The following is a 21440-nucleotide window of genomic DNA, read 5'->3' on the forward strand; positions in this document are numbered from 1 at the left end:
TGGGCCTGGACCGCGGAGGCGGTGCGGGGTCAGCCGCGGGGCTCGTTTCCGCCGCCGTCGTAGTTGCGGAGGCTTCCCATGATCTTCTTGATGGTGGCGTCCGAGAGCTCGTCCTTGACGCCCGCGTCGGTGTAGAGGACCCAGATCGCCAGGTCACCGTTGCTGTTGATCCAGGACGCCGTGACCACCTTGCCGGCGCTGGTGGCGCACTTGTCGTCCGTGGGCGCCCCGGTGACCTTCGCGGTGGCGGTGTGCCCCTTGATGCCGTGCTTGTTCTCGAACGGCTTGGACTTGGAGACCTTGAGGGTGCCCTTCTGCTTCTGGTCGTAGCCGGCTATCGCGAAGTTGCCCGCCGCGATCCGCGCGGCCTCCTTGGTGGTCTTGGAGCCCTGCCCGCCCTTGGTGCCGACAGCGGCGCGGCTGCTCTCCTTGCACCACTCGTCCTTGAAGTAGGCGGGCGACGACATGGCGACCAGGACCTTGCCCTTGTCGTTCTCGAAGCCGGTGATGGTGCCCTCGCCAGCGAGCGTCCAGTCCTTGTTGTCCGGCACGTCGAAGGCGGAGTACCACTTCGGGTTGACGACGGTCTGCCAGCCGGAAACCACGGGCTCCGACGGGTCCTTGGAGGCCCCGCCGCCGCCACCCGGGTCGTCCTTCTTGCTCTTCTCCGGCTTCGTCTTCCCAGAGGGCGAGGCGGACTTGTCGGCCTTGTTCTTCTTGCCGCCCTTGTCATCGCCCCCGAGGACGACGACGCCTGTCACAGCTGCGGCGATGACCGCGACCGCGGCGACGATCGAGATGATGACCGTCTTCTTCCGGTCGCCGCCCCCGCCGCCCATGGGCGACTGCGGGCCGCCGGGCATGCTTGCCTGCCCCCACTGCCCCGACTGGCCGGGACCGCCCGGCTGCTGGCCGTACGGGTACGACGGTGCGCCTTGTTGGCCGTAGCCGGACGGCTGACCCGCCGGCGGCTGCTGCCCGTAGCCGGGCTGCTGGCCTGAAGGCTGTTGCCCGTAGCCGGGCTGTTGGTAGGGGTTCGGCTGCCCGTAGCCGGGCTGCTGATACGGGTTCGGCTGCTGCGGGTTCTGCTCGCCCCCGGGCTGCTGCTGTCCTGGCCACATGGCCGACAACCTTATGGTGCGTTCCTCGCACCGACTACGGGTCCCCTCCGATCGGTACCTACCCGCTACATGAAGGGGGGCGAAGGGGGAAGGAACGCCCCTCCCGCGCAGGGGTTACTCGATGGTAACGTGCGGCCATGACCACACAGTCACAGCCGGACATCGGCGAGCTGATGAGGGCTTCCGTGCCCATGGCCCGCACCCTCGACCTCGAGTACCTCGAGACCTCGCCGGAGCGGGTCGTCGTCTCCCTGCCCGACCAGAGCGCGTACCACAACCACGTCGGCGGTCCGCACGCCGGCGCGATGTTCACGCTCGCCGAGTCCGCGAGCGGCGCGGTGACCATGGCCGCGTTCTTCGACCAGCTCTCCCGGGCCGTGCCGCTGCCGGTGCGCGCCGAGATGGACTTCAAGAAGCTCGCCAAGGGCGTCGTCACCGCCACCGCCGAGCTCGGCCGCCCGGCGGCCGACGTGGTCGCCGAACTGGACGAGGGGCAGCGCCCCGAGTTTCCGGTGAAGGTCGCACTCCGGCGTGCGGACGGCGCCGTCACCAGCGAGATGACCATCGTGTGGACCCTGCGGCCCAACGACTGACCTCGTGTGTTTCCCGGCTCTGGCCGCACCGGCGGCACAGGGCTGTCGGTGCGGCGGGTGTGCGGTCGAGTAGGCTTCCGGGTTCGTGCTGCCATGACAGCTCGTGCCCTGATGTCTTGAGAGGAAGCCGCAGTTGCACATCCAGGAGTGGCTGGAGAGTGTCCCGGCCGTCAGTGTGTACCTCCTGGTGGGGGTGGTCATCGGACTGGAGAGCCTGGGCATTCCGCTGCCCGGGGAGATCGTTCTCGTCAGCTCCGCACTGCTGGCCTCGCAGCAGGGACACATCGACCCGGTGATCCTGGGCACATGTGCCACGGTCGGTGCCGTCGTGGGCGACTCGATCGGGTACGCCATCGGCCGTAGGGGCGGCAAGCCGATGCTGGAATGGCTGGGCGGGAAGTTCCCCAAGCACTTCGGGCCCAGCCATGTGGCCACCGCCGAGCGTTCCTTTCAGCGGTGGGGCATGTGGGCCGTCTTCTTCGGCCGTTTCATCGCTCTGCTGCGCATCTTCGCCGGACCGCTCGCGGGCGTGCTGAAGATGCCGTACTGGAGGTTTCTGACGGCCAACGTGCTGGGCGGAGTGGTGTGGGCGGGCGGTACGACCGCCGTCATCTACTACGTCGGCATCGTCGCCGAGGCGTGGCTCAAGCGCTTCTCCTGGGTCGGACTGGTGGTCGCCGTGCTGATCGGCCTCGGTTCCATGCTGATCGTCAAGCGCCGCGCGGCGAAGACGGCGGCGGAGGATGCTGTAGAGGCGGAGGATGCTGTAGAGGAGGACGCACCCGCACGGGTGCCGGCCTGTGACTAGAGCTTGCCCAAGCTTCGCTGGGGGAGGCACCCCGTAAGGGGCGCGGGGAACTGCGCGACTGGGCACCGACACAGCCGCAGGCTGCGGACGTCGGGCAGGGGCACCCTCTCAGCAGCCCCCGGACAAGGAGGACACAGTGGTGCAGCGCGGACTGATCGTGACCGTCGGCGGACACGAACCCCGGCTGGATCCCACGGCGTTCAACGCGCCGACCTCCGTGATCGCCGGTGAGGTCACCCTGGCCGCCGGGTCCAGCCTGTGGTACGGCGCCGTGATGCGTGCCGACGCCGGGCCCATCGTGCTGGGCGAGGGCAGCAATGTGCAGGACAACTGCACCGTCCACGGCGATCCGGGCTTCCCCGTCACCGTCGGCGCACACGTCACGGTGGGCCACAACGCGGTGCTGCACGGCTGCACCGTCGAGGACGAGGTGCTGATCGGCATGGGCGCCACCGTCCTCAACGGCGCGCACATCGGCGCCGGTTCCCTCGTCGCGGCACAGACCCTGGTGACCCAGGGCACCGTCGTGCCGCCCGGTTCGCTGGTCGCCGGGGTGCCGGGCAAGGTACGGCGCGAACTGACCGACGAGGAGCGGGAGGGCGTGCGCTTCAACGCGCTCGCGTACGTCGAGTTGGCCAAGCAGCACCGTGCGGCGTCCGTCGGCGAGGGAACCGCGCACCCCTGAGCGGGGCAACCGCCAGGTTACTGGTGAGGAACCTCACCAGGGTGAGCGAGCGCCGGGGCGCTACCGTGACGGCGTGCCCCTCAGGAACGCGCTCTCCTCCCTCAGCTCCCGCGCCGTGCACGGCATCTGGCGCCGGTTCCAGCGCGCGGGAGCCATCACGGCCGAGCGCCCCGGGCCGTACGCGTTCCGCCGACTCGGCACCGGGACCCGGCTCGCCTTTCCGCAGGGGACACTCTTCGGAACGCCGTGGATCGAGCTGGGCGACCACTGCATCGTCGGCCAGGACGTCACGCTGACGGCCGGGATGATGCCGGAGCTGGACCTGGGGCCCGAGACCGTGCTGCGGGTGGGGAACGGCGTGGTGCTGGGACGGGGCAGCCATGTCATCGCGGACACCGAGGTCACCATCGGGGACGACGTGTTCTGCGGTCCGTACGTCTACATCACCTCGACCAACCACTCCTACGACGATCCGGCGCGGCCGGTCGGTAAGCAGTGGCCCCGTACCGCGCCGGTCGAGATCGGGGCTGGCAGCTGGATCGGCGCGGGAGCCGTCGTACTGCCGGGCGCCAAGCTGGGGCGGAACGTGGTGGTCGCGGCGGGTGCCGTGGTGCGGGGTGAGGTGCCCGACCACGCGGTGGTCGCGGGCGCCCCCGCCAAGGTGGTGCGCCGCTTCGACCCGGAGCAGGGCTGGCAGCCACCGCTGCGCACCCCGCCGCCGGTGCCCGTGCCGGAGGGCGTCACCCCGCAGGAACTGGTTGCCCTCGCCGAACTGCCCCGCCAGCACGGCCGGCCGGACGGCGACACGGAGGGCGCGGAGGGCGCGGAGGGCGCGGAGGGCGTGCAGGGCGCGGAGGACGGCGTGGAGGGCGCGGAGGACGCCGCGTCCGACCGCTGAGGCCGGAGGCGGTCAGCCCGAGGCGAGCAGCACCGTGCCCAGCAGCGCCAGCCCGGCGCCCGCGGTCTGCATGGCCCGCAGCCGCTCCTGGAGCACGCCCCGGGCGGCCAGCGCGGTGACGACGGGGTAGAGCGAGGCGAGCACGGCGGCGACCGTGACCGGGCCGTGCTGCGCGGCGACGGCGTACGTGCCGTTGGCGGCGACGTCGGCCAGTCCGACGAAGGCCAGTGCGGGCAGTGCCGTCCACACCGCCCGCATCCCCTCCTCGGGAAGCGCGGGGGTACCCCGCCGTACCGAGGCGTAGAGCGCGCCGCCGCCCACCAGGACGTTGACCACCCGCTGCACGAAGAGCGTGAGGAAGAGCCCCGTGACGGTCGAGGACGCCTCGGCGACCAGGCTCATCGTCGCACCGAAGCCGAAGGCGGCGACGACGGTGAGCAGGATCGTGCGCTGCTGTACGGGCGCCCCGCCACCGCCCACGCCACCGGCCAGCACCACGCCGGTGACGGCGACCAGGGTGCCCACCGCCTGCACCATGCCGGGCCGTTCGCCGTGCAGCACCATGCCGACGGCCACCGGAACGGCCACGCTGCCGAGGGTTGCGACGGGGGAGACCACGCCCATCGGGCCGATGGCCAGCGCCCGGTAGAAGCACAGCATCGACACCGGTCCGATGGCCCCGGCCGCGACCGCGCACCACAGCAGGCGGGCGTCCAGCTCGCTCCAGGCGCCCGTGCCGAGCACGATGGCGCCGAGCACCAGGCAGGCCGCGCCCTGCGAGACGACCACCACGGTCAGCTCGCGCAGCCGTTTGCTGAGCAGCCCGCCGCCGAAGTCGGCCAGCCCCCATAGGAGACTGGTGGCCAGCGCGAAGACAGCGGTCATGACGGAATCCCTCGCAGTACAGTGTGGTGAACGCTTAAGTCCAGCACACCGTAGTTCACCATAGTGCACTCTGTCATCTATTATTTTGGATGGTGCGGAACACCGTGACGGACCTCGACAACCTCACGCAGGCGCTGGCCCGCAATCTCAAACATCTGCGGGCCGAGCGCGGCTTCACCCTGGACGCGCTGGCGGCGCGGGCAGGCGTCAGCCGGGGCATGCTCATCCAGATCGAACAGGCCCGCACCAACCCCAGCGTCGGCACCGTCGTCAAGATCGGCGACGCTCTCGGAGTCAGCATCACCTCGCTGCTGGACTTCGACCAGGAGCCGCAGGTCCGGCTGGTCCCGCCGGAGCAGGCCGTACGGCTGTGGTCCACCGAGGCGGGCAGCCACAGCACCCTGCTCGCGGGCACGGAGGCGCCCGGTCCGCTGGAGCTGTGGAGCTGGAAGCTGGTGCCGGGCGACACCAGCAGCTCCGACCCGCACCCCATCGGCACCACCGAGCTCGTCCACGTCACCGTGGGGACGCTCACCCTGGAGGTGGACGGGGACAAGTACACCGTCCCGGCCGGAACCTCCGCCTGCTTCGAGTCCCACGTACCGCACGGCTACCGCAACGACGGCACGGAAACCGTCGAGATGACGATGGCCGTCTCGGTCCCCGAACCGCGCTGACCTAGCATCGCGCGGTTGGCTAAGGTGCCGGTATGCGAGCGCCCATCGGAGACTTCGACAACGCCCGGCCGGCCCGCGAGGTGCTGGACCAGTTGGCCGCACCTGTCGCCGCCGCCGTCCGCGGCTGGGAAGGCCCGGTCGCCGCCGACCAGTTGCTCCGCGTCGACACCGATCCGGAGAAGGCCGACACCGCCGCCTTCGTCGAGACCTACGGTGCGGACCTGCTGGAGTCCTCGGCCAACTGTGTCGTCGTCGCCGCCAAACAGGGCGGGGTCCGCACCCTTGCGGGATGCGTGGTGCTCTCCTCCTGCCGCGTCGATGTCAACGGAGCGGTGCGGCGCACCCTGGGCGCCCGGAAGGTGTCCTTCGCGCCGCACGAGACCGCCGTCGGCGAGACCGGCATGGAGTACGGCGGCATCACCCCCATCGGGCTGCCCGCCGACTGGCCGCTGCTGCTTGACGCCGAAGTCGCCGCACTGCCCTGGGTGTTGATCGGCAGCGGCAGCCGCAGGGGCAAGCTGATCGTCCCCGGCAAGGCGCTGGCCGCGCTGCCCGGCGCCGAGATCGTGGAGGGGCTGGGGCAGCGCGGCTAGCTCCGCACTCAGCCCTGCGGCTGCCGGGTGGCCGCGTCCAGCGTGCTCACATCGAGCGACAGCGGAATCGAGTGCTCGGCGAAGCCCATGGACCGGTACATCGCCTCCGCCTCCGGCGTCGCATGCAGATCCACGCGCGTGACGCCGCTGCGGGCGAACTCCTCCAGCAGCGCGGCGGTCGTCGCCCGCGCGTAGCCGCGACCGCGGTACCGCTCGTCGGTGCATATGTTGAAGACGAAGCCGAACAGCCCCCGCGGGCTCACCGGTGCGGGCAGCCGCTCCTCGATCCGGCCCACCGCGCACGCCGCGAGGTGGGCCGACGCCCCCGCGCCGTCCACCACGAACGCCAGCAGCGGCGAGTTCTGCTGCGCGAGCTGCCGACGCGCGACCCGGACGGCTTCCTTCTCCCACGGCCCCGGCTCGTCCCGCCCGCTCATCGCGGCGAACATGAGCCTGCGCAGCCGTACGATCTCCTCGGCGTCGTCCGGGGTCGCTTTACGTATGTCGATCATGCGGCGGAGATTACCCGGAGGCTTTTATCGCGGTGATCGAGTTTTCCGCCGGACATGGTCCTGGGGGCTCGCCCCCAGGCCCCCGCGGGCTCAGCCCAGGCGGGGGATTTCGATTGCGGGGCAGCGGTCCATCACCATGCGGAGGCCGGCCGCGCGGGTGCGCTCATTCGCTGCCTCGTCCACGACCCCGAGCTGGAACCAGACGGCCTGGGCGCCGATCGCCACTGCCTCGTCGGCGACCGGCCCCGCAAGGGCCGAGTTGACGAAGACGTCCACCACGTCCACGGAGAAGGGGATGTCCGCGAGGCTCGCGTAGCCGCGCTCGCCGTGCACCGTCTCCGCCTTCGGGTGGACGGGCACGATCCGCTTGCCGTAGCGCTGGAGCACCTGGGCCACCCCGTACGCGGGCCGGGAAGTGTTCTGCGAGAGGCCCACCACCGCCCAGGTGTCACCCAGCTCGGTGAGGATCTCCCGTACCGTCCGGGAATCGCCGTCCATCGGTGTCTCTCCTCCATAGCAGCCCTTTCCTGGGACAACGGCTCGCACCCCGCGCCGATTCCCGTGGCCCTGGCCATAGGCTGGCGGGATGCAGCAGGAGCAGCAGCCCGAGGGGCCCGCGGAGTACATCACCGTCGCGGCGGAGGGCGTGCACGAGACCGAGGTCAACCGCTCCCGCTTCCTGTGCGCCCTCGCCCCCGCCGCCACCGAGGCCGAGGCGCAGGAGTTCATCGCGCGGGTCCGCAAGCAGCACCCCGGCGCCAACCACAACTGCTCGGCGTACGTCATCGGTGCCGACGCGAGCATCCAGAAGGCGAACGACGACGGGGAACCGGGCGGTACCGCGGGCGTGCCGATGCTCCAGATGCTGCTGCGCCGCGAGGTCCGCTACGCGGTCGCAGTCGTCACCCGCTACTTCGGCGGCGTCAAGCTGGGCGCGGGCGGCCTGATCCGCGCGTACGGCGGAGCGGTGGGCGAGGCCCTGGACGCCGTCGGGACGGTCACCCGGCGGCGCTTCCGGCTGGTGACGGTCACGGTCGGCCATGAGCGTGCCGGACGCCTGGAGAACGATCTGCGCGCCACAGGCCGCGAGGTGCGCGAGGTGCACTACGGCGCCGAGGTCACCATCGAGCTCGGGCTGCCCGACGCCGATCTGGCCGACTTCCGCGGCTGGCTCGCCGACGCGACCGCGGGCACCGCGCGGGTCGAGGTGGGCGGCGAGGCGTTCGGCACCGTCTGAGCGAACGGGACGGGCCGCGCGGCCAAGGGGTCCGGCACGGTGTGGTGCGGTGCCGTACGGAGCCGCACATCGCGCTCGGTCCGGGGTGCGGTACGCGCTGTCAGTGGTGGGCCTTAAGGTCGTTGACCATGCGTCTGCTGCACACCTCGGACTGGCATCTGGGCCGGAGCTTCCACCGCGTGAGCCTTCTCGATGCCCAGCGCGCCTTCCTCGACCATCTGGTCGCCACCGTCCAGGAGCGCGCGGTGGACGCCGTGCTCGTCTCCGGCGACATCTACGACCGCGCGGTTCCCCCGCTCGCCGCGGTCGAGATGTTCGACCACGCGCTGCACCGGCTGGCCGAGCTCTCCGTGTCCACCGTGATGATCTCCGGCAACCACGACTCGGCCCGCCGCCTGGGCGTCGGCTCCAAGTTGATGGGCCGCGCGGGCGTCCACCTGCGCACCGCTCCGCACGAGTGCGGCACGCCCGTGCTGCTCGACGACGCTTCCGGGGGAGGCCAGGTCGCCGTCTACGGACTGCCTTATCTGGAGCCCTCGCTGGTACGGAAGACCCTCGGCGTCCGGCGCTCCGGGCACACCGCTGTGCTCCGCGCCGCGATGGACAAGGTCCGCGCAGATCTCGCCACCAGGCCCGCCGGGACCCGCTCCGTCGTCCTGGCGCACGCCTTCGTCACCGGGGCCGAAGTCTCCGACAGCGAGCGGGACATCACCGTCGGCGGGGTCGCTTCCGTGCCCGCTTCGGTCTTCGACGGCGTCGATTACGCCGCGCTCGGCCATCTGCACAACTGTCAGTCCATCACCGAAAGGGTGCGCTACTCCGGCACCCCGATCGCCTACTCCTTCTCCGAGGCGGGCCACCCCAAGTCCATGTGGCTGGTCGACCTCGGCCCCGGCGGTGAACTCGCCGCCGAGCGGCTGCACTGCCCCGTACCGCGCCCCCTCGCCCGGCTGCGCGGCACGCTCGACGAGTTGCTGGCGAACCCGGACCACGAGCAGCACAAGGACTCCTGGGTGGAGGCCACCCTCACCGATGCCGCCCGTCCCCACGACCCGATGGCCCGGCTGGCGAGGCGCTTCCCGCACACCGTCAGCCTCGTCTTCGCACCCGAGCGGGAGGAGACCGACGACGGGCGCTCCTACGCCGTACGGCTGAAGGGCCGCACCGACCGGGAGATCGCCGAGGACTTCGTCGGCCACGTACGTCCCGGACGGCAGGCGGCGCCCGAGGAACGCGAGATGCTGGGCCAGGCACTCGAAGCGGTGCGGGTCGCCGAGTCCGCCGAACCGGGCGAGCCGCCTGCCGCCTCCCGTACAGGGCCTGCCGGCTCCCGTACGGCGCCCACGGTGCGCCCCGCCGACGGCGGCAGTCGGCGTCCGGCCGTCGACAGCGGGCGCGAGGTGGCACGTTGAGGCTGCACCGGCTCACCCTCACCGCCTTCGGCCCGTTCAGCGGCACCCACACCGTCGACTTCGACACCCTCTCCTCGGCCGGGCTCTTCCTGCTGCACGGTGCCACCGGCGCGGGCAAGACCTCGGTGCTGGACGCTGTGTGCTTCGCCCTCTACGGCGGCGTGCCCGGCGCCCGCCAGCAGCCGGGCGGCACCCTGCGCAGCGACCATGCCGACCCGCACACCCGCACCCAGGTGGTCCTGGACCTGACCGTCGCAGGGCGGCGGCTGGAGATCAGCCGCGCCCCCGAGCAGCTCCGCCCCAAGGCCCGCGGCACCGGCCTCACCCGTGAACGGGCCCGCTGCGAACTGCGCGCCTGGGACCCGGCGACCGCCGAGTGGCACGGCCTCAGCCGCTCCAATCAGGAGATCGGTGAGGAGATCAGCCAGGCGCTCGGCATGAGCAAGGACCAGTTCTGCCAAGTGGTCCTGTTGCCGCAAGGCGACTTCGCACGGTTTCTGCGCTCCAATGCCGAGGACCGGGCGAAGCTGTTGGGGCGCCTGTTCGACACCGGCAGGTTCGCGGCGGTGGAGGAAGAGCTGGCGCGGATGCGCAAGAGCGCGCAGCACGAGGTGATCTCGGCCGACGAGGAACTGCTGGCCCTCGCCCACCGGATGCGGCAGGCGGTCGGCGACCCGGCCGAGTTGGGCGAGGGCCCGACGGACGCGCCCGAAGCGGACTCCGTACCCGGTCAGCGCACTGGCCCGGCGTCCACCGCCACATCTGGCAGCACCGGCGGCGCGCCGGCCCGCACCCGCGGCGGCGCGCGTACCGGTACCCGGGCCAAGCAGGCCAAGGCCGCCGAGCGGGGGAGGCTCGCCCCGGGCGACCCGGGTCTCACCGACGCCGTCCTGACCTGGGCGGCACAGGCCCGCTCGTACGCCCGCGAGCGCCTCACCTCCGCCGCTCTCGACGCCGAGACGGCGCGCGAGCGGTACGGCATCGCCGTACGGGAGTTGGAGGCGAGCCGCGAACTCGACCGCGAGCAGCAGCGGTTCGCCCGCGCCCGGCAGCGCGCCGAGGAGCTGACGGCCAGGAGCCAGGAGCGGGACGCGCTGCGGCGCAGGCTGGAGCGGGCACAGGCTGCCGAGGCCGTGGCACCCGCACTCCGGCTGCACCACGCTGCACGCGATGAACACGCTCAGGCCCGCACCGCCGAACGGAACGCCCGCGCCCACCTCCCGCAGACCCTGGCCGACGCCGGGGACGAGCGGCTGTCGGCCCTGGAGCGGGAGCTGCGCCAGGAGCTGGGCGCACTACGGGCCACCCGCGAGGAGGAACCGCGGGCAGCCGGGATCGAGGCCGAACTGCGCCGCTTGGACGCCGAGTCCCGGGCCGACGAGGAACTGCTCCGCGAGGCGGGGGAGTGGCTGGCGGGCTGGGAGGAGCAGCGGCACGCCCTGCAGCGCCGGGTGGACGAGGCGCTGGAGGCCGCCACCCGCGCCGAACGCCTCGCGGGCCGACTGCACCCGGCCCGCGCCCGCCTGCAGGCCGCCCGCCGCCGCGACGAGCTCGCCGTCGAGATCGAGACCGGTGCCGAAGACCTCCGGAGCGCCAGGGAAGAGGCCGCCCAGGCAAAGGAGCAGTGGCTCGCCCTGCGGGAGCGGCGGCTGCGCGGCATCGCGGCCGAGCTCGCCGCGAACCTGACAGCGGGCGAGCCGTGCGCCGTCTGCGGCTCCACGGCACACCCCGATCCGGCGCGCGAGGAGCCGGACCACGTCGACCGCGCGGCCGAGGACGAGGCGCTCGCCGCCTCGCAACGGGCTGCGGAGCGCCGCCAGTCGGCCGAGCAGCGACTCGCCGCGCTGCGCGAGAGCCACAGTGCCGCGCAGTCGGAAGCGGCGGGGGAAGACATCCGGCCAGAAACGGATGAAGCAGCCGGGGAAGACGTCCGGCCAGGAGCGGCCGGGGACGCGAGCGCCGAGGCGCTGGCCGCCGCCGTCATTGCGCTGGAACACGAGCATGTGCAGGCCCACGCACAGGCGTCCGGCACCCATGAGGCCCGCGAGGTGCTGGCCGCCGCCGAGCGGGAACACGCCGAGAGGCAGACCGCGCGCCAGGACGCCGAGCGCCGTGCCGCAGCCCGCACTTCGACCCGGGACGCGCTCCAGCGGGAGCTGGCGGCCCTCACCGAGCGGCTGACGAAAGCCCGCGGCGAGGCTCCCAGCGTCGCAGCGCGCTTCGCCGAACTGGAGCGCCGCGTAGGGCTGCTGTCCCAGGCTGCGGAGGCGGCGCGTACGGCAGTCCGCACTGCCGAACGGCTCACGGACTCAGCCGCGCAGCTGGCGGACGCCGCGCGCCGGGCCGGTTTCGCCGACGCCGCCGACGCCGGACAGGCCGTGCTGCCCGAGTCCGAGCAGCGCGAGCTGCGCGCGCGGCTGGAGCGATGGCAGACCGAAGAGGCTGCCGTACGCGAGGAGTTGGCCGACCCGGTGCTCGCCGCGGCGGCTGCCAGACCGGCGGCACGGCCGGAGGCGGCCCAGGCCGTCGCCGAGTCCGCCGAGGAGCGGCTGCGTGCCGCCGACGCCGAGCACCACGCGGCGCGCGGCCGGGTGGCGGCGCTGGAGGAGCTGGCCGGGCGCGCCGCCGACCGTGCCCGTCGGCTGGCGCCGCTGCGTACGGCCTACGACCGCATCGCCCGGCTGGCCGGGCTCGCGGCAGGCACCTCCGCGGAGAACGAGCGCCGTATGCGACTGGAGTCGTATGTGCTGGCCGCCCGGCTCGAACAGGTCGCCGGGGCCGCCTCGGCGCGGCTCGCCCGGATGTCCGACGGGCGCTACACACTGGTGCACTCCGACGAACGGGCCTCCGGGCGCGGCAGATCCGGGCTGGGACTGCATGTGGTGGACGCCTGGACGGGCGCCGAGCGGGACACCGCCACGCTCTCCGGCGGCGAGACCTTCTTCGCCTCCCTCGCCCTCGCCCTCGGCCTCGCCGACGTGGTCACCGAGGAGGCCGGCGGCACCCGCTTGGAGACCCTCTTCATCGACGAGGGGTTCGGCAGCCTGGACGAGCAGACGCTGGACGAGGTGCTGGACGTGCTGGATTCCCTGCGCGAGAGGGATCGCTGCGTGGGCATCGTCAGCCATGTGGCCGACCTGCGCCAGCGGGTGCCGGCTCAATTGGAGGTCGTCAAGTCGCGTTCGGGCTCCGCATTGCGGCACCACGCGGCCCCCGCGGATGGCTAGGCATGGCGTGCCGGTCCGGCGGTGCCGAACCCACCCCAGGCGGGGGGCGCGTTCGGCACCGCCGGTAGTACGGCGGAAAAGGGTTGCTCAGAGCACCGAGAGCTCCGCCACCAGGTCATCCAGCCCCAGGGAGCCGAGCGAGAGGGCTGCCATGTGCCAAGACTTGGCATCGAAGGCGGCGCCGCGCTCGCGCTGCGCCGCATCGCGGCCCTCCAGCCAGGCGCGCTCGCCCAGCTTGTAGCCGATGGCCTGGCCCGGCATGCCCAGATAACGCACCAGCTCGCTCTCCACGAAATCCGCGGGGCGCCCGCTGTGCATGCCGAAGAACTCCTGCGCGAGCTCCGGGGTCCACCGCTCGCCCGGATGGAAGGGGGAGTCGGCGGGGATCTCCAGCTCCAGGTGCATGCCGATATCGATGATCACCCGGGTGGAGCGCATCATCTGCGCGTCCAGATAGCCCAGCCGCCGCTCGGCCGTGGTCAGGAAGCCCAGCTCGTCCATGAGCCGCTCTGCATACAGCGCCCAGCCCTCGGCGTTGGCGCTGATCATGCCGATGGTCGTCTGGTAGCGGGAGAGCCTGTCGGCGACGTACGTCCACTGCGCGAGCTGCAGATGATGTCCCGGCACGCCCTCGTGGTACCAGGTGGTGACCAGGTCGTAGACCGGGAACCGGGTCTCTCCCATGGTGGGCAGCCAGGTGCGGCCCGGCCGGGAGAAGTCCAGCGAGGGCTGGGTGTAGTACGGCGCGGCGGCGCTGCCGGGCGGGGCGATCCTGGCCTCCACCCGGCGTACCGGCTCCGCCAGCTCGAAGTGGGTGCCGTCCAGCGCGGTGATGGCCTCGTCCATCAGCCCCTGGAGCCACACGCGTACCGTCTCGACGCCCTCGATGGCCTCGCCGTGCGTGTCCAGGTAGCGCAGCGCCTCCCAGGGGGTCTTCGCGCGGGGGAGGATCTTCCCGGCCTCGGCGCGCATCTCGGCGAGCAGCCGGTGGAACTCCTCCCAGCCGTAGCGGTACGCCGCCTCCAGGTCGAGGTCGGCGCCGTTCCAGTAGCGCGACCAGAGCGCATACCGCTCGCGGCCCACCGTCTCGGGGGCGCCCGCGATGCCCGGTGCGTACACGTCCCGCAGCCAGTCGCGCAGTTCGGAGATGGCGCGGGTGGCCTCGGCGGCGGCTTCGCCGAGTTCGGAGCGGAGGGAGTCGGGGCAGCCGCCGGCGAACTGTGCGAACCAGCCCCGGTCGTCCTCCAAGTCCTTCTCACCCAGCCACTGCGCCAGCTGTCCCAGCACTGTCGAGACTTGGCGCGGCCCGGCGTACAGGTCGCGCGAGAGCCCCTCGGCGAGGGAGGCACGGTACCCGTCGAGCGTGACCGGCATCGCGCGCATCCGGGCGGCGACCGCCTTCCAGTCCTCCTCCGTCTCGGACGGCATCACGGTGAAGATGCCGCGCACCGAATGGAGCGGCGAGTGGATGTTGCTGACGGCGCGCAGCCCCTCGCCCGCCTCGTGGACGGCCAGCTGGGCGGTCAGCCGCTCGTGCAGCAGCCGTGCGCAGCGCCGCTCCTCGTCACTGTCGCCGCCGGGCCGCGCCTGAGCCGCTGCCAGCTCCTCCAGGGTGGTGCGGCACAGTACGGCCATCGCCTCCTGGCCCGCGGGCGAGAAGTCGGGCAGCTTGCTGTGGCTCTCGGGCACCCCGAGGTAGGTGCCGGAGATCGGGTCGAGTTCGACGAGCGCGTCGACGTAGGTGTCGGCCACCTGGCGCGGCAGGGGGCCGGGGGTCGCTGTGTTGATCGCATCGGACATGGGCCCATCCTCGTACGCCGGTGCCCTCGCCGTCAGCACCGGGACGGCGCAGCCGGGGCACCGGAGCCCGGTGCAGGCGCGGTGCTCAGCGCGGTGCCACCGCAGCGGACGCCAGCGCGGCGGTCACCACCAGGGTGCCCTCCTCGACCTGGTAGTCGAGCGGCAGCCCGAGTCCGCGCATCGCCGCGACCATGCCCGTGTTGGACGACTGGGTGACCGCGTAGACGCTCTCGCAGCGCGTCTCGCGTGCCATTCCGATCAGCCGTCGCAGCAGTGCCGAGCCGATGCCCCGGCGCTGCCAGGCGTCCTCGACCAGCAGCGCCGCCTCCGTCTCGTCGCCGTCCCACAGCAGATGCCCGAGCGCCACCAACTCGCCCGCGGGTGACTCCACGGCGAGGGTGCGGCCGAGGCGGGGGGAGAGCAGATGCCGCAGATAGCGGTCGGCGTCCTTGACGGGGCCGTGGTAGCGCCGGCTGAGCGTCTGCTTCGAGCAGCGGGCGTGCATGGCCAGCGCCGCTTCCAGATCGCCCTCATCTGCGCGGCGGATGGTGACAGCCCGGCCCTCGGGCAGGGTCAGTGCGTGCTGCTCGCGCGGGGTACGCCGCCCCAGCCGCGCGTCCAGCTCCACCAGGGCGTGCGCCCGCGCGAACTCGGTGGGGGTGAAGGGCACATGGTGCCGTTCCACGACGATCTCTCCTCCGGCAGGGTCGGGCAGGCGCAGCAGCGTACCCTCCAGTGTGCCCTCTGCGGGGGTGTCGCCGGGGACCGAACGGATCGTGCAGCGGCCCAGCAAGGTCCGGAGGGCCAGCGGGAGTTCGGCGGTGTCCAGGGCTGCCCGGGTGGCCAGGCCGAGGATGCGGGTGGGGGTGTCGACCAGATCGTGGGCGTCGGCCCGCTCGGTCCAGGTCTCGCTGCCGCCCGCCTCGGACAGCAGCCGGGCCAGCTCGTGCGGCTCCAGTGCCGCGGGGGTGCGCAGCAGGAACTCGTCCACCGTGCGGTCGCCGAGCGGGTGCGTCTGGAGCGTGAGGATGTCGACCCGGCCGGCAGCCAGTGCACTGCACACCCGGGCGAGGGAGCCCGGTTCCTCGCGTACGGTCGTCCGCACCCGCCACAGCGCGGTGGCGTCGTCGGGGCCCGGGCCGTCGGCGCGGGTGCTCTTGCCGGAACGTTCGCCGTACTGTTCCCGGGCGCGCCAGGCCCGCCAGCCGTTCCGTGCGGCCAGCGTCGCACGGTGCCAGGGGCCGGTCGTCGCGCCGGTCGCGGTGCCCGTCTTCTTCTCGGCAGAGTCATCAGCCATACGGCCACCCTGCTGGACGGTCATTGCCTGACCACGAACGAAGCATGACAGGTGCGTAAAATGAGCGCCTGGCGGTCAAACGCCCCTTTTTGGCTGACTGTTGAGCGTTCATCCTGTAGCAGGCCACTCCCGGGTCAGCCGCCGCAGCACCTGCCCGCACCGGTGTGCGTACAGCCGTTGCAGCACCCGCACCACGGGACCCGCCGCGCGGGTCCACCACACCGCCGGCCTGCTGTAGGCCCACACGGTCAGCCAGACCCGGTCGTCCTCGGCGTGCTCGACCAGGAACGCCTCCTCGCCGCGCTCCGGATGCCCCGGCAGCGTCCCGTACGCCCATCCGGCGCGGCGCTCCTCCACGACGGTCCACACCACCCGGCACGGCCCGTACACCCGCAGCCGCCCCACACCCAGTCCGACCGTCACCCGCACACCGGGTGCCGCCCGTTCGGCGTCCGTCTCCACCCGTACGCCCATGGCACGGTGCATGCGCCACTCCAGCAGGGCCAGCGAGGCCGCCGTGAAGGCGGCCTCACCGGCGCCCAGCCGGGTGCGTACGCACAGCGGATGGAAACCGGGCGGTGTCACCCGGTGTGCGGTACGGCCGACGGGTGTGTAGCTGAACGCGGGCTGCTGTGCGGTCACGGCCGGCCCTGCCCGCGTTACTGACCCACCCGGCCTGGTTCGAGCACCTTGGTGAAAAGCACCGCACCGCTCTCCTCGCGCAGCCGCACCGTCATCTCGCCGGTCGAGCCGTCGATGTCCACCTGGCCGAAATACTGTCCGCCCTCGCTGGGCGGCGTGTTGGGGCGGGTCGGGGCCTTGATGAACTTCTGGTCGGGCCCGAAGGTGCCGTCCAGCTTCAGCGCACCGAACCCGCCCGCGTTCAGCGGCCCGGAGACGAACTCCCAGAACGGCGCGAAGTCCTTGAACGCCGCACGGTCGGGGTCGTACCGCTGAGCACAGGTGTGGTGCACGTCCGTGGTGAACCACACGGTGCCGGTGATCCGGTGCTGCTTGATGTGCCGCAGCAGCTCCGCGATCTGCAACTCCCGACCGAGCGGGGCGCCCGGGTCGCCCTGCGCGACCGCCTCGAAGTCGGTCTTGCCGTCCGGTACGACCAGCCCCAGCGGCATGTCCGAGGCGATCACCTTCCACACCGCGCGGGAGCGCGACAGCTCACGCTTGAGCCACTTCAGCTGCCGCTCGCCCAGGATGCCCTGGGTGTCGTCCGGCTGGCGGCCCGGCGAGTTGGCGTTCCGGTAGGCGCGCATGTCCAGTACGAAGACGTCCAGCAGCGGGCCGTGCCGCAGTACGCGGTAGACGCGCCCGTCCTCGTCCTTGGGCGGCAGCGTGCTGACGGGGAAGTACTCGCTGAAGGCGCGCAGCGAGCGGGCCGCGAGGGTGGAGACGTTCTTCTCGGTGTACCTGTCGTCGTCCAGGATCTCGCCCGGGTACCAGTTGTTGAGCACCTCGTGGTCGTCCCACTGCACGATCGAGGGCACCTGCGCGTTGAACCGGCGCAGGTTCTCGGCCAGCAGGTTGTAGCGGAAGTTGCCGCGGAACTCCGCCAGCGTCTCGGCCACCTTGGACTTCTCCTCGGTGGTGACGTTCCGCCACACTCCGCCGTCCGGCAGCTCCACCCGCTCCTGGATGGGCGCGTCGGCGTAGATGGTGTCGCCGCTGTTGAGGAAGAAGTCCGGGTTCAGCTTCCGCATCTGATCGAAGATCGGGTAGCCGCCCCGGTCCGGGTTGATGCCCCAGCCCTGGCCCGCCAGGTCACCGGACCACAGGAAGCGCACATCGCGCCTGCGCGCCGGCGCCGTACGGAACGTCCCCTGCACCGGCCGGCCGGAGCGCCGCGGGTCGTCGGGGTCGCTCAGGAGCACCCGGTAGTGGATCTGCTCGCCGGGCGGCAGCCCGTGCAGCGCCGTACGCCCCGTGAAGTCGGTCTCCGGGCCCACGACCGGGCCGTACCACCGTTTCGGGTTACGGAACGTCTCGGTGGCCGCCGTCTCCACCACCATCCGCGCCGGGCGGTCCGCACGTACCCACACCAGCCCGGAGGACGCCGTCACGTCCCCGGCCTGTACGCCCCACTCGGCTGCCGGGCGGCCGCGCCGTACCTGGGCCGGCGCAGCGGCGCTGAGCAGCGGCAACGACAGCGCCGCGCTCGCGCCGACCGTGCCGCGCAGCACTGCCCGCCGCGCGGGGGATCTACCGGTCGCCGGATCGCCTTGTGCCATGTGCGGGCCTCCTTGAAACATGCGGTGTCGAAGAGTCTGCGGTACGCAGGCGTCAGCTGTTGCCTGTGTTACCTGTATCCCGTCCGTGTGCCGTACACACGAAGCCACAGTGAACACCGGTGTCACACCGGACAGAAGGGGGGCGCCGCGACTCCGTGTGTCCGACCGCTCCCAGCGGCCTAGGATGCCGCTTCACGGACAACTCCACCCGCATGCCGCCCGCTCGCTCCACCCCGGCCCAGGAGGCCCGATGACCACCAGCCGTACGCCTGCCCAGCTCCGTGCGGACATCCGGGCGTGGGCCGGCGCGCCGCACGGTCCCGAGCGTGTCGCCCGGGCGGCGGATCTGGTCGCGGAGGCCGAGGCACTGGCGGAGGCGGGCACCCGGGAGGGGCGGGCCGCACTGGGTGCTGCCCTGCTGCATCTGGCCGCCAGCCGCGCCTTCGGCTCCGCGGCGCGCACCACTCCGGCCCCCGTCGCGCGGGCACTGCGGCTGTGGGACCAGGACCCGGAAGCCTTCGACGCCGACGCCGCGTTCGCACTGCTGTGGTCCCTCAGGTGGGTGGTGGAGGACCTGGTCGCCGACCCGGAGACACCGGTGGCGGACGTCGACGAGTGGCTCACCCTGATGGCCCGCAGCCATGCCGACGCGGGGCTGTCCCAACGTGCCGTGTACGCCCGCGAGTTCCTCGCAGCCCAGCGGTTCGGCAACCGGCCGCGCGCCGCCCGCGCCTACGACGACTGGCTGGCGGCCGAACGCGACCGGAGCGCCGACTGCGCGGGCTGCGAGCTGGCCTGGCGCGGCAGGGCGCACGCCATCCGTGCGGAGGAGGCGGAGGCCGAGGCGCCCGGCAGCGGGGCGGCGGAGGACGAGGCCGCGCTGCGGATGTGGGAGCCGGTGCTGCGCGGCGAGTACCCGTGCGACGGACGGCAGCCGTACGTACTGGCCGCCTCGCAGGCCCCGCTGCTGCGCCTGGGCCGCACCGCCGAGGCCCGCAGCAGGCACCTCGCCGGCTATCTGCTGGTCCGCGAGGCGCCTGCCGAGCGCGGCTCCCTCGCACGGCATGTGGAGTTCTGCGCCCGCACCGGCAACGAGCCACGCGGGCTGGAGATCCTCGCCGAGCAGGACGAGGCACGCTGGGAGCCGCAGGAGGACGCCCCCGGCTACGAGGCGTGGCTGTCCGCCGTGGCGCTGCTGATGCGGCGGCTCGGCGATCTCGGCCACGGTGCCCTTCGCGTCCCCGGGCCCCCGGGACAGGACTGGGACGCCGCATCCCTGCTGGAGTACGCCGCCGCACAGGCACAGGACGTGGCAGACCGGTTCGACCGGCGCGCCGGCACCACGCTGCACGGCGCGGCCGTCCGCGCCAGGCTCGCCGCGCAACCGCTGGCCGCGCACCTTCCGCTCGGCGTCGGCGCAGTGGCGCTCCCACCGGCCGGTACACCGTCAGTGGGAGGGGCCGGGACCGGGGCAGCGGCGGAGACCGCGGCTGCGGATCCGTACGGGCTGCTGGACGAGGCCCGGCAGCTGAGCGCCGTCGGGCATCCGGACGCGGCAGCCCGGTGGGCCGCAGCGGACGAGGCCGTCGCCCGTACCGGCGTACGGCTCGGCGAGGGCGAGCGGGCCGAACTCCTCGACCACCGGGCCATGGAGCTGGCCCGTACCGACCCGGCGGCGGGCGCCGCCCGCTTCACGGAGGCGGCAAGCATCTTCGCCGGTGCGGAGCTGCCGGGCGAGGCCCTCGCGTGCCGGGCCCGCGCCGCTTTCGCGGCCTCCTTCGCGCCGGAAGGGACGGCGGTGCCGCCCGAGTCCGTCGAGGCGCTGTGCGCGGAGGCCGAGCACCTGCACGCCGAGGGCCGCATCAGCACCCGGCACGCCACCGCCGTGCTGCTCACCCGCGCCCGGCTGCGGGCGCACGACCTCGGCGGGGCACACGACGGCGCCGGGAACGGAGGTGGTACGCCCTTCGACGCGGCGAACCCGGCCAACCAGTCGCAGGCTGCCGACACCGCGGACACCGCCGGGGCGGAGCAGGCGGACGGGGCCGCGGACCTGCTGGGACCGGAAGCCGACGCGCTCGACGCCGAGCTCGCCCACCTGGTCGCCCTGGCCATGCCGGACAGCTCCGAGCCCGCTGTCCGCGCCCGGATCGCCGAGGCCACCGAGACCCGGGGACGGCTTGCGGCCCAGCGCGGCGACGCCGTACGGGCCGGCGAGTTGCTGGCCGATGCCGCCGACCTCTTCCACGAGGCGGGCCGCCCCTGGTCGGCCACCGGGCCCGAACTCGCCCTGGCCCGGCTGCTGACGGAGACCGGCGACCACAAGCGCGCCGCCGAGGTGCTGCGCGGTGCCCTCCAGGACCGGGCAGGGGCGGCCGACCGCACCCCGGCCGACCTCGCACGCCTCCACCTGATGCACGCCGACGTGCACGCCGCACAGGGTCTGCTCGCCGAAGAGGCCGAATCCCTCCGGCACGCCGTGCACGCACTCCAGACCTCGGACGGCGGTATCGAGGTCACCCGCGCCAGGCTCCGGCTCGGCGGCTGTCTGCTCGCCCTCGAACGGCCCGACGAGGCGGCGGCCGTCCTCGTCGCCGCCCTCGGGGAGCTGCTGGACGCCGCCGACGAACCGGGCATCGTGCAGGCGTGCGTCTGGCTCGGCCAGTCCTGTGCGCGCCCCGAACAGCTGCACGCCGCAGCCCGGTTGCTGCGCCGCGCCGCCGATCTGCCGCACCCGTGGCAGGACCCGCACGGGCACGCCGTCGTCACCCATCTGGCCGCCGACATCCACCGCGCCTCCGACCGGTACCCCGCAGCGGCGGAGCTGTACGGGCGGGGCGAGGAGCTGTGGCGGGCGCTCGGCGACCCGCATGCGGTGATCCGTACGCTGCACGCACGGGGCTGGCTCGCGATGGAGTCGGGCGCGCCGGTGGAGGAGTCGCTGCGCTTCATGGACGCGGCGCAGGAGGAGATCACGGCGGTGCTCCACGGCCCGGAGGAGGCACTGGAGGAGGAGCAGCGGCTCCGGCTCCGCCTGGAGACGGGCCACACCTACCGACAGACCGCGGAACTGCTGATCGAGGCGGTGTCGGTGCCTGCAGCCCCGGCCCCCGGCGAGCAGGGCGCTGCGGCGCTGGACTGCTATGCGCGGGGCATCGAGTACGCGGATCGCGCCGTGACGGCGTTCCATGCCTGCGGCGAGGCGGGGTTGCACGAGGCGACGAGCGCGGAGTTGAGGGCTGCCGCGCTGGAGGTGGACCTGGGACGGTACGACCAGGCCGTCGCCCGGCTCACCCGGGTGCGGGGCGCGTATCCGGCGGGCACGCCGGACCCCAACGGCGTCGTCGCGGAACGGGTGAGTGAGGCCGGGGCCCTGGAGCTCCGCATCGAGGGTGCGTTGAGCTGAGGGGGCGCCCCGAAGGGACGCGGGGAACTGCGCGACCAGCTACAAC

The 21440-nt window shown here is 72.8% G+C and carries 18 protein-coding genes; 10 read left to right on the forward strand and 8 right to left on the reverse strand.

Features of this window, described 5'->3' with window-relative positions:
• Positions 1-29: 29 nt before the first annotated feature.
• Positions 30-1121: a hypothetical protein gene (locus ACTWP9_RS15725; RefSeq protein WP_443246764.1), complete on the reverse strand. Its 1092-nt coding sequence runs from the start codon at positions 1119-1121 to the stop codon at positions 30-32.
• 137 nt (positions 1122-1258) lie between these two features.
• Here ACTWP9_RS15725 and ACTWP9_RS15730 point away from each other — a divergent pair, with 137 nt between their 5' ends.
• The 4 genes from ACTWP9_RS15730 to ACTWP9_RS15745 all read left to right on the forward strand — a co-directional run bounded on the left by ACTWP9_RS15730 (position 1259) and on the right by ACTWP9_RS15745 (position 4105).
• Positions 1259-1714 (forward strand): DUF4442 domain-containing protein, encoded by a 456-nt coding sequence (locus ACTWP9_RS15730; RefSeq protein WP_443246765.1) that lies wholly within the window; start codon positions 1259-1261, stop codon positions 1712-1714.
• Positions 1715-1847: 133 nt separating this feature from the next.
• Positions 1848-2522: a DedA family protein gene (locus ACTWP9_RS15735; protein ID WP_443246766.1), complete on the forward strand. Its 675-nt coding sequence runs from the start codon at positions 1848-1850 to the stop codon at positions 2520-2522.
• A 136-nt stretch (positions 2523-2658) separates the two neighbouring features.
• Positions 2659-3207 (forward strand): gamma carbonic anhydrase family protein, encoded by a 549-nt coding sequence (locus ACTWP9_RS15740; RefSeq protein WP_443246767.1) that lies wholly within the window; start codon positions 2659-2661, stop codon positions 3205-3207.
• A gap of 73 nt (positions 3208-3280) precedes the next feature.
• Positions 3281-4105 carry an acyltransferase gene (locus tag ACTWP9_RS15745; RefSeq protein ID WP_443246768.1) on the forward strand — a complete coding sequence of 275 codons (825 nt, stop codon included), beginning with the start codon at positions 3281-3283 and terminating at the stop codon, positions 4103-4105.
• 12 nt (positions 4106-4117) lie between these two features.
• On the opposite strand, the gene ACTWP9_RS15750 is transcribed toward ACTWP9_RS15745, so the two are convergent.
• The gene (locus ACTWP9_RS15750; protein WP_443246769.1) at positions 4118-4990 is read right to left on the reverse strand and encodes an EamA family transporter; all 873 of its coding nucleotides are present in this window, start codon (positions 4988-4990) and stop codon (positions 4118-4120) included.
• Between the two features lie 89 nt (positions 4991-5079).
• On the opposite strand from ACTWP9_RS15750, the gene ACTWP9_RS15755 reads away from it, so the two are divergent.
• Both ACTWP9_RS15755 and ACTWP9_RS15760 read left to right on the forward strand, forming a co-directional pair.
• Complete coding sequence (locus ACTWP9_RS15755; protein WP_443246770.1) at positions 5080-5667, forward strand: helix-turn-helix domain-containing protein; 588 nt, start codon at positions 5080-5082, stop codon at positions 5665-5667.
• 32 nt (positions 5668-5699) lie between these two features.
• Positions 5700-6260, forward strand: coding sequence for a YbaK/EbsC family protein (locus ACTWP9_RS15760; RefSeq protein WP_443246771.1), 561 nt, complete (start codon positions 5700-5702; stop codon positions 6258-6260).
• 8 nt (positions 6261-6268) lie between these two features.
• Here ACTWP9_RS15760 and ACTWP9_RS15765 read toward each other — a convergent pair whose 3' ends face one another.
• Positions 6269-6772, reverse strand: a complete 504-nt coding sequence (locus ACTWP9_RS15765; protein ID WP_443246772.1) for a GNAT family N-acetyltransferase — start codon at positions 6770-6772, stop codon at positions 6269-6271.
• A gap of 90 nt (positions 6773-6862) precedes the next feature.
• On the reverse strand, positions 6863-7270 hold the full coding sequence (locus tag ACTWP9_RS15770; protein ID WP_443246773.1) for a CoA-binding protein: 408 nt from the start codon (positions 7268-7270) through the stop codon (positions 6863-6865).
• An 88-nt stretch (positions 7271-7358) separates the two neighbouring features.
• On the opposite strand from ACTWP9_RS15770, the gene ACTWP9_RS15775 reads away from it, so the two are divergent.
• The 3 genes from ACTWP9_RS15775 (at position 7359) to ACTWP9_RS15785 (ending at position 12648) form a co-directional block, all read left to right on the forward strand.
• Positions 7359-8009 (forward strand): YigZ family protein, encoded by a 651-nt coding sequence (locus tag ACTWP9_RS15775; protein WP_443246774.1) that lies wholly within the window; start codon positions 7359-7361, stop codon positions 8007-8009.
• 128 nt (positions 8010-8137) lie between these two features.
• Positions 8138-9421, forward strand: a complete 1284-nt coding sequence (locus tag ACTWP9_RS15780; RefSeq protein ID WP_443246775.1) for an exonuclease SbcCD subunit D — start codon at positions 8138-8140, stop codon at positions 9419-9421.
• Complete coding sequence (locus ACTWP9_RS15785; protein WP_443246776.1) at positions 9418-12648, forward strand: AAA family ATPase; 3231 nt, start codon at positions 9418-9420, stop codon at positions 12646-12648. The genes ACTWP9_RS15780 and ACTWP9_RS15785 overlap by 4 nt, the downstream gene beginning before the upstream one ends.
• A gap of 87 nt (positions 12649-12735) precedes the next feature.
• Here the strand turns inward: ACTWP9_RS15785 and ACTWP9_RS15790 are convergent, their stop codons facing one another.
• From ACTWP9_RS15790 to ACTWP9_RS15805, 4 genes are all read right to left on the reverse strand, one after another.
• Positions 12736-14448, reverse strand: a complete 1713-nt coding sequence (locus ACTWP9_RS15790) for a DUF885 domain-containing protein (RefSeq protein WP_443246777.1) — start codon at positions 14446-14448, stop codon at positions 12736-12738.
• Between the two features lie 85 nt (positions 14449-14533).
• Complete coding sequence (locus ACTWP9_RS15795) at positions 14534-15745, reverse strand: GNAT family N-acetyltransferase (protein WP_443246778.1); 1212 nt, start codon at positions 15743-15745, stop codon at positions 14534-14536.
• A gap of 108 nt (positions 15746-15853) precedes the next feature.
• Positions 15854-16387 carry a DUF1990 family protein gene (locus ACTWP9_RS15800; RefSeq protein ID WP_443246779.1) on the reverse strand — a complete coding sequence of 178 codons (534 nt, stop codon included), beginning with the start codon at positions 16385-16387 and terminating at the stop codon, positions 15854-15856.
• 17 nt (positions 16388-16404) lie between these two features.
• On the reverse strand, positions 16405-17988 hold the full coding sequence (locus ACTWP9_RS15805; protein ID WP_443246780.1) for an alkaline phosphatase D family protein: 1584 nt from the start codon (positions 17986-17988) through the stop codon (positions 16405-16407).
• Positions 17989-18238: 250 nt separating this feature from the next.
• Here ACTWP9_RS15805 and ACTWP9_RS15810 point away from each other — a divergent pair, with 250 nt between their 5' ends.
• Positions 18239-21394 (forward strand): hypothetical protein, encoded by a 3156-nt coding sequence (locus ACTWP9_RS15810; protein ID WP_443246781.1) that lies wholly within the window; start codon positions 18239-18241, stop codon positions 21392-21394.
• Positions 21395-21440 lie beyond the last annotated feature (46 nt).

Origin of the sequence: Streptomyces sp. 3N207, assembly GCF_052246355.1 — a bacterium.
Taxonomy (GTDB): Bacteria; Actinomycetota; Actinomycetes; order Streptomycetales; family Streptomycetaceae; genus Streptomyces.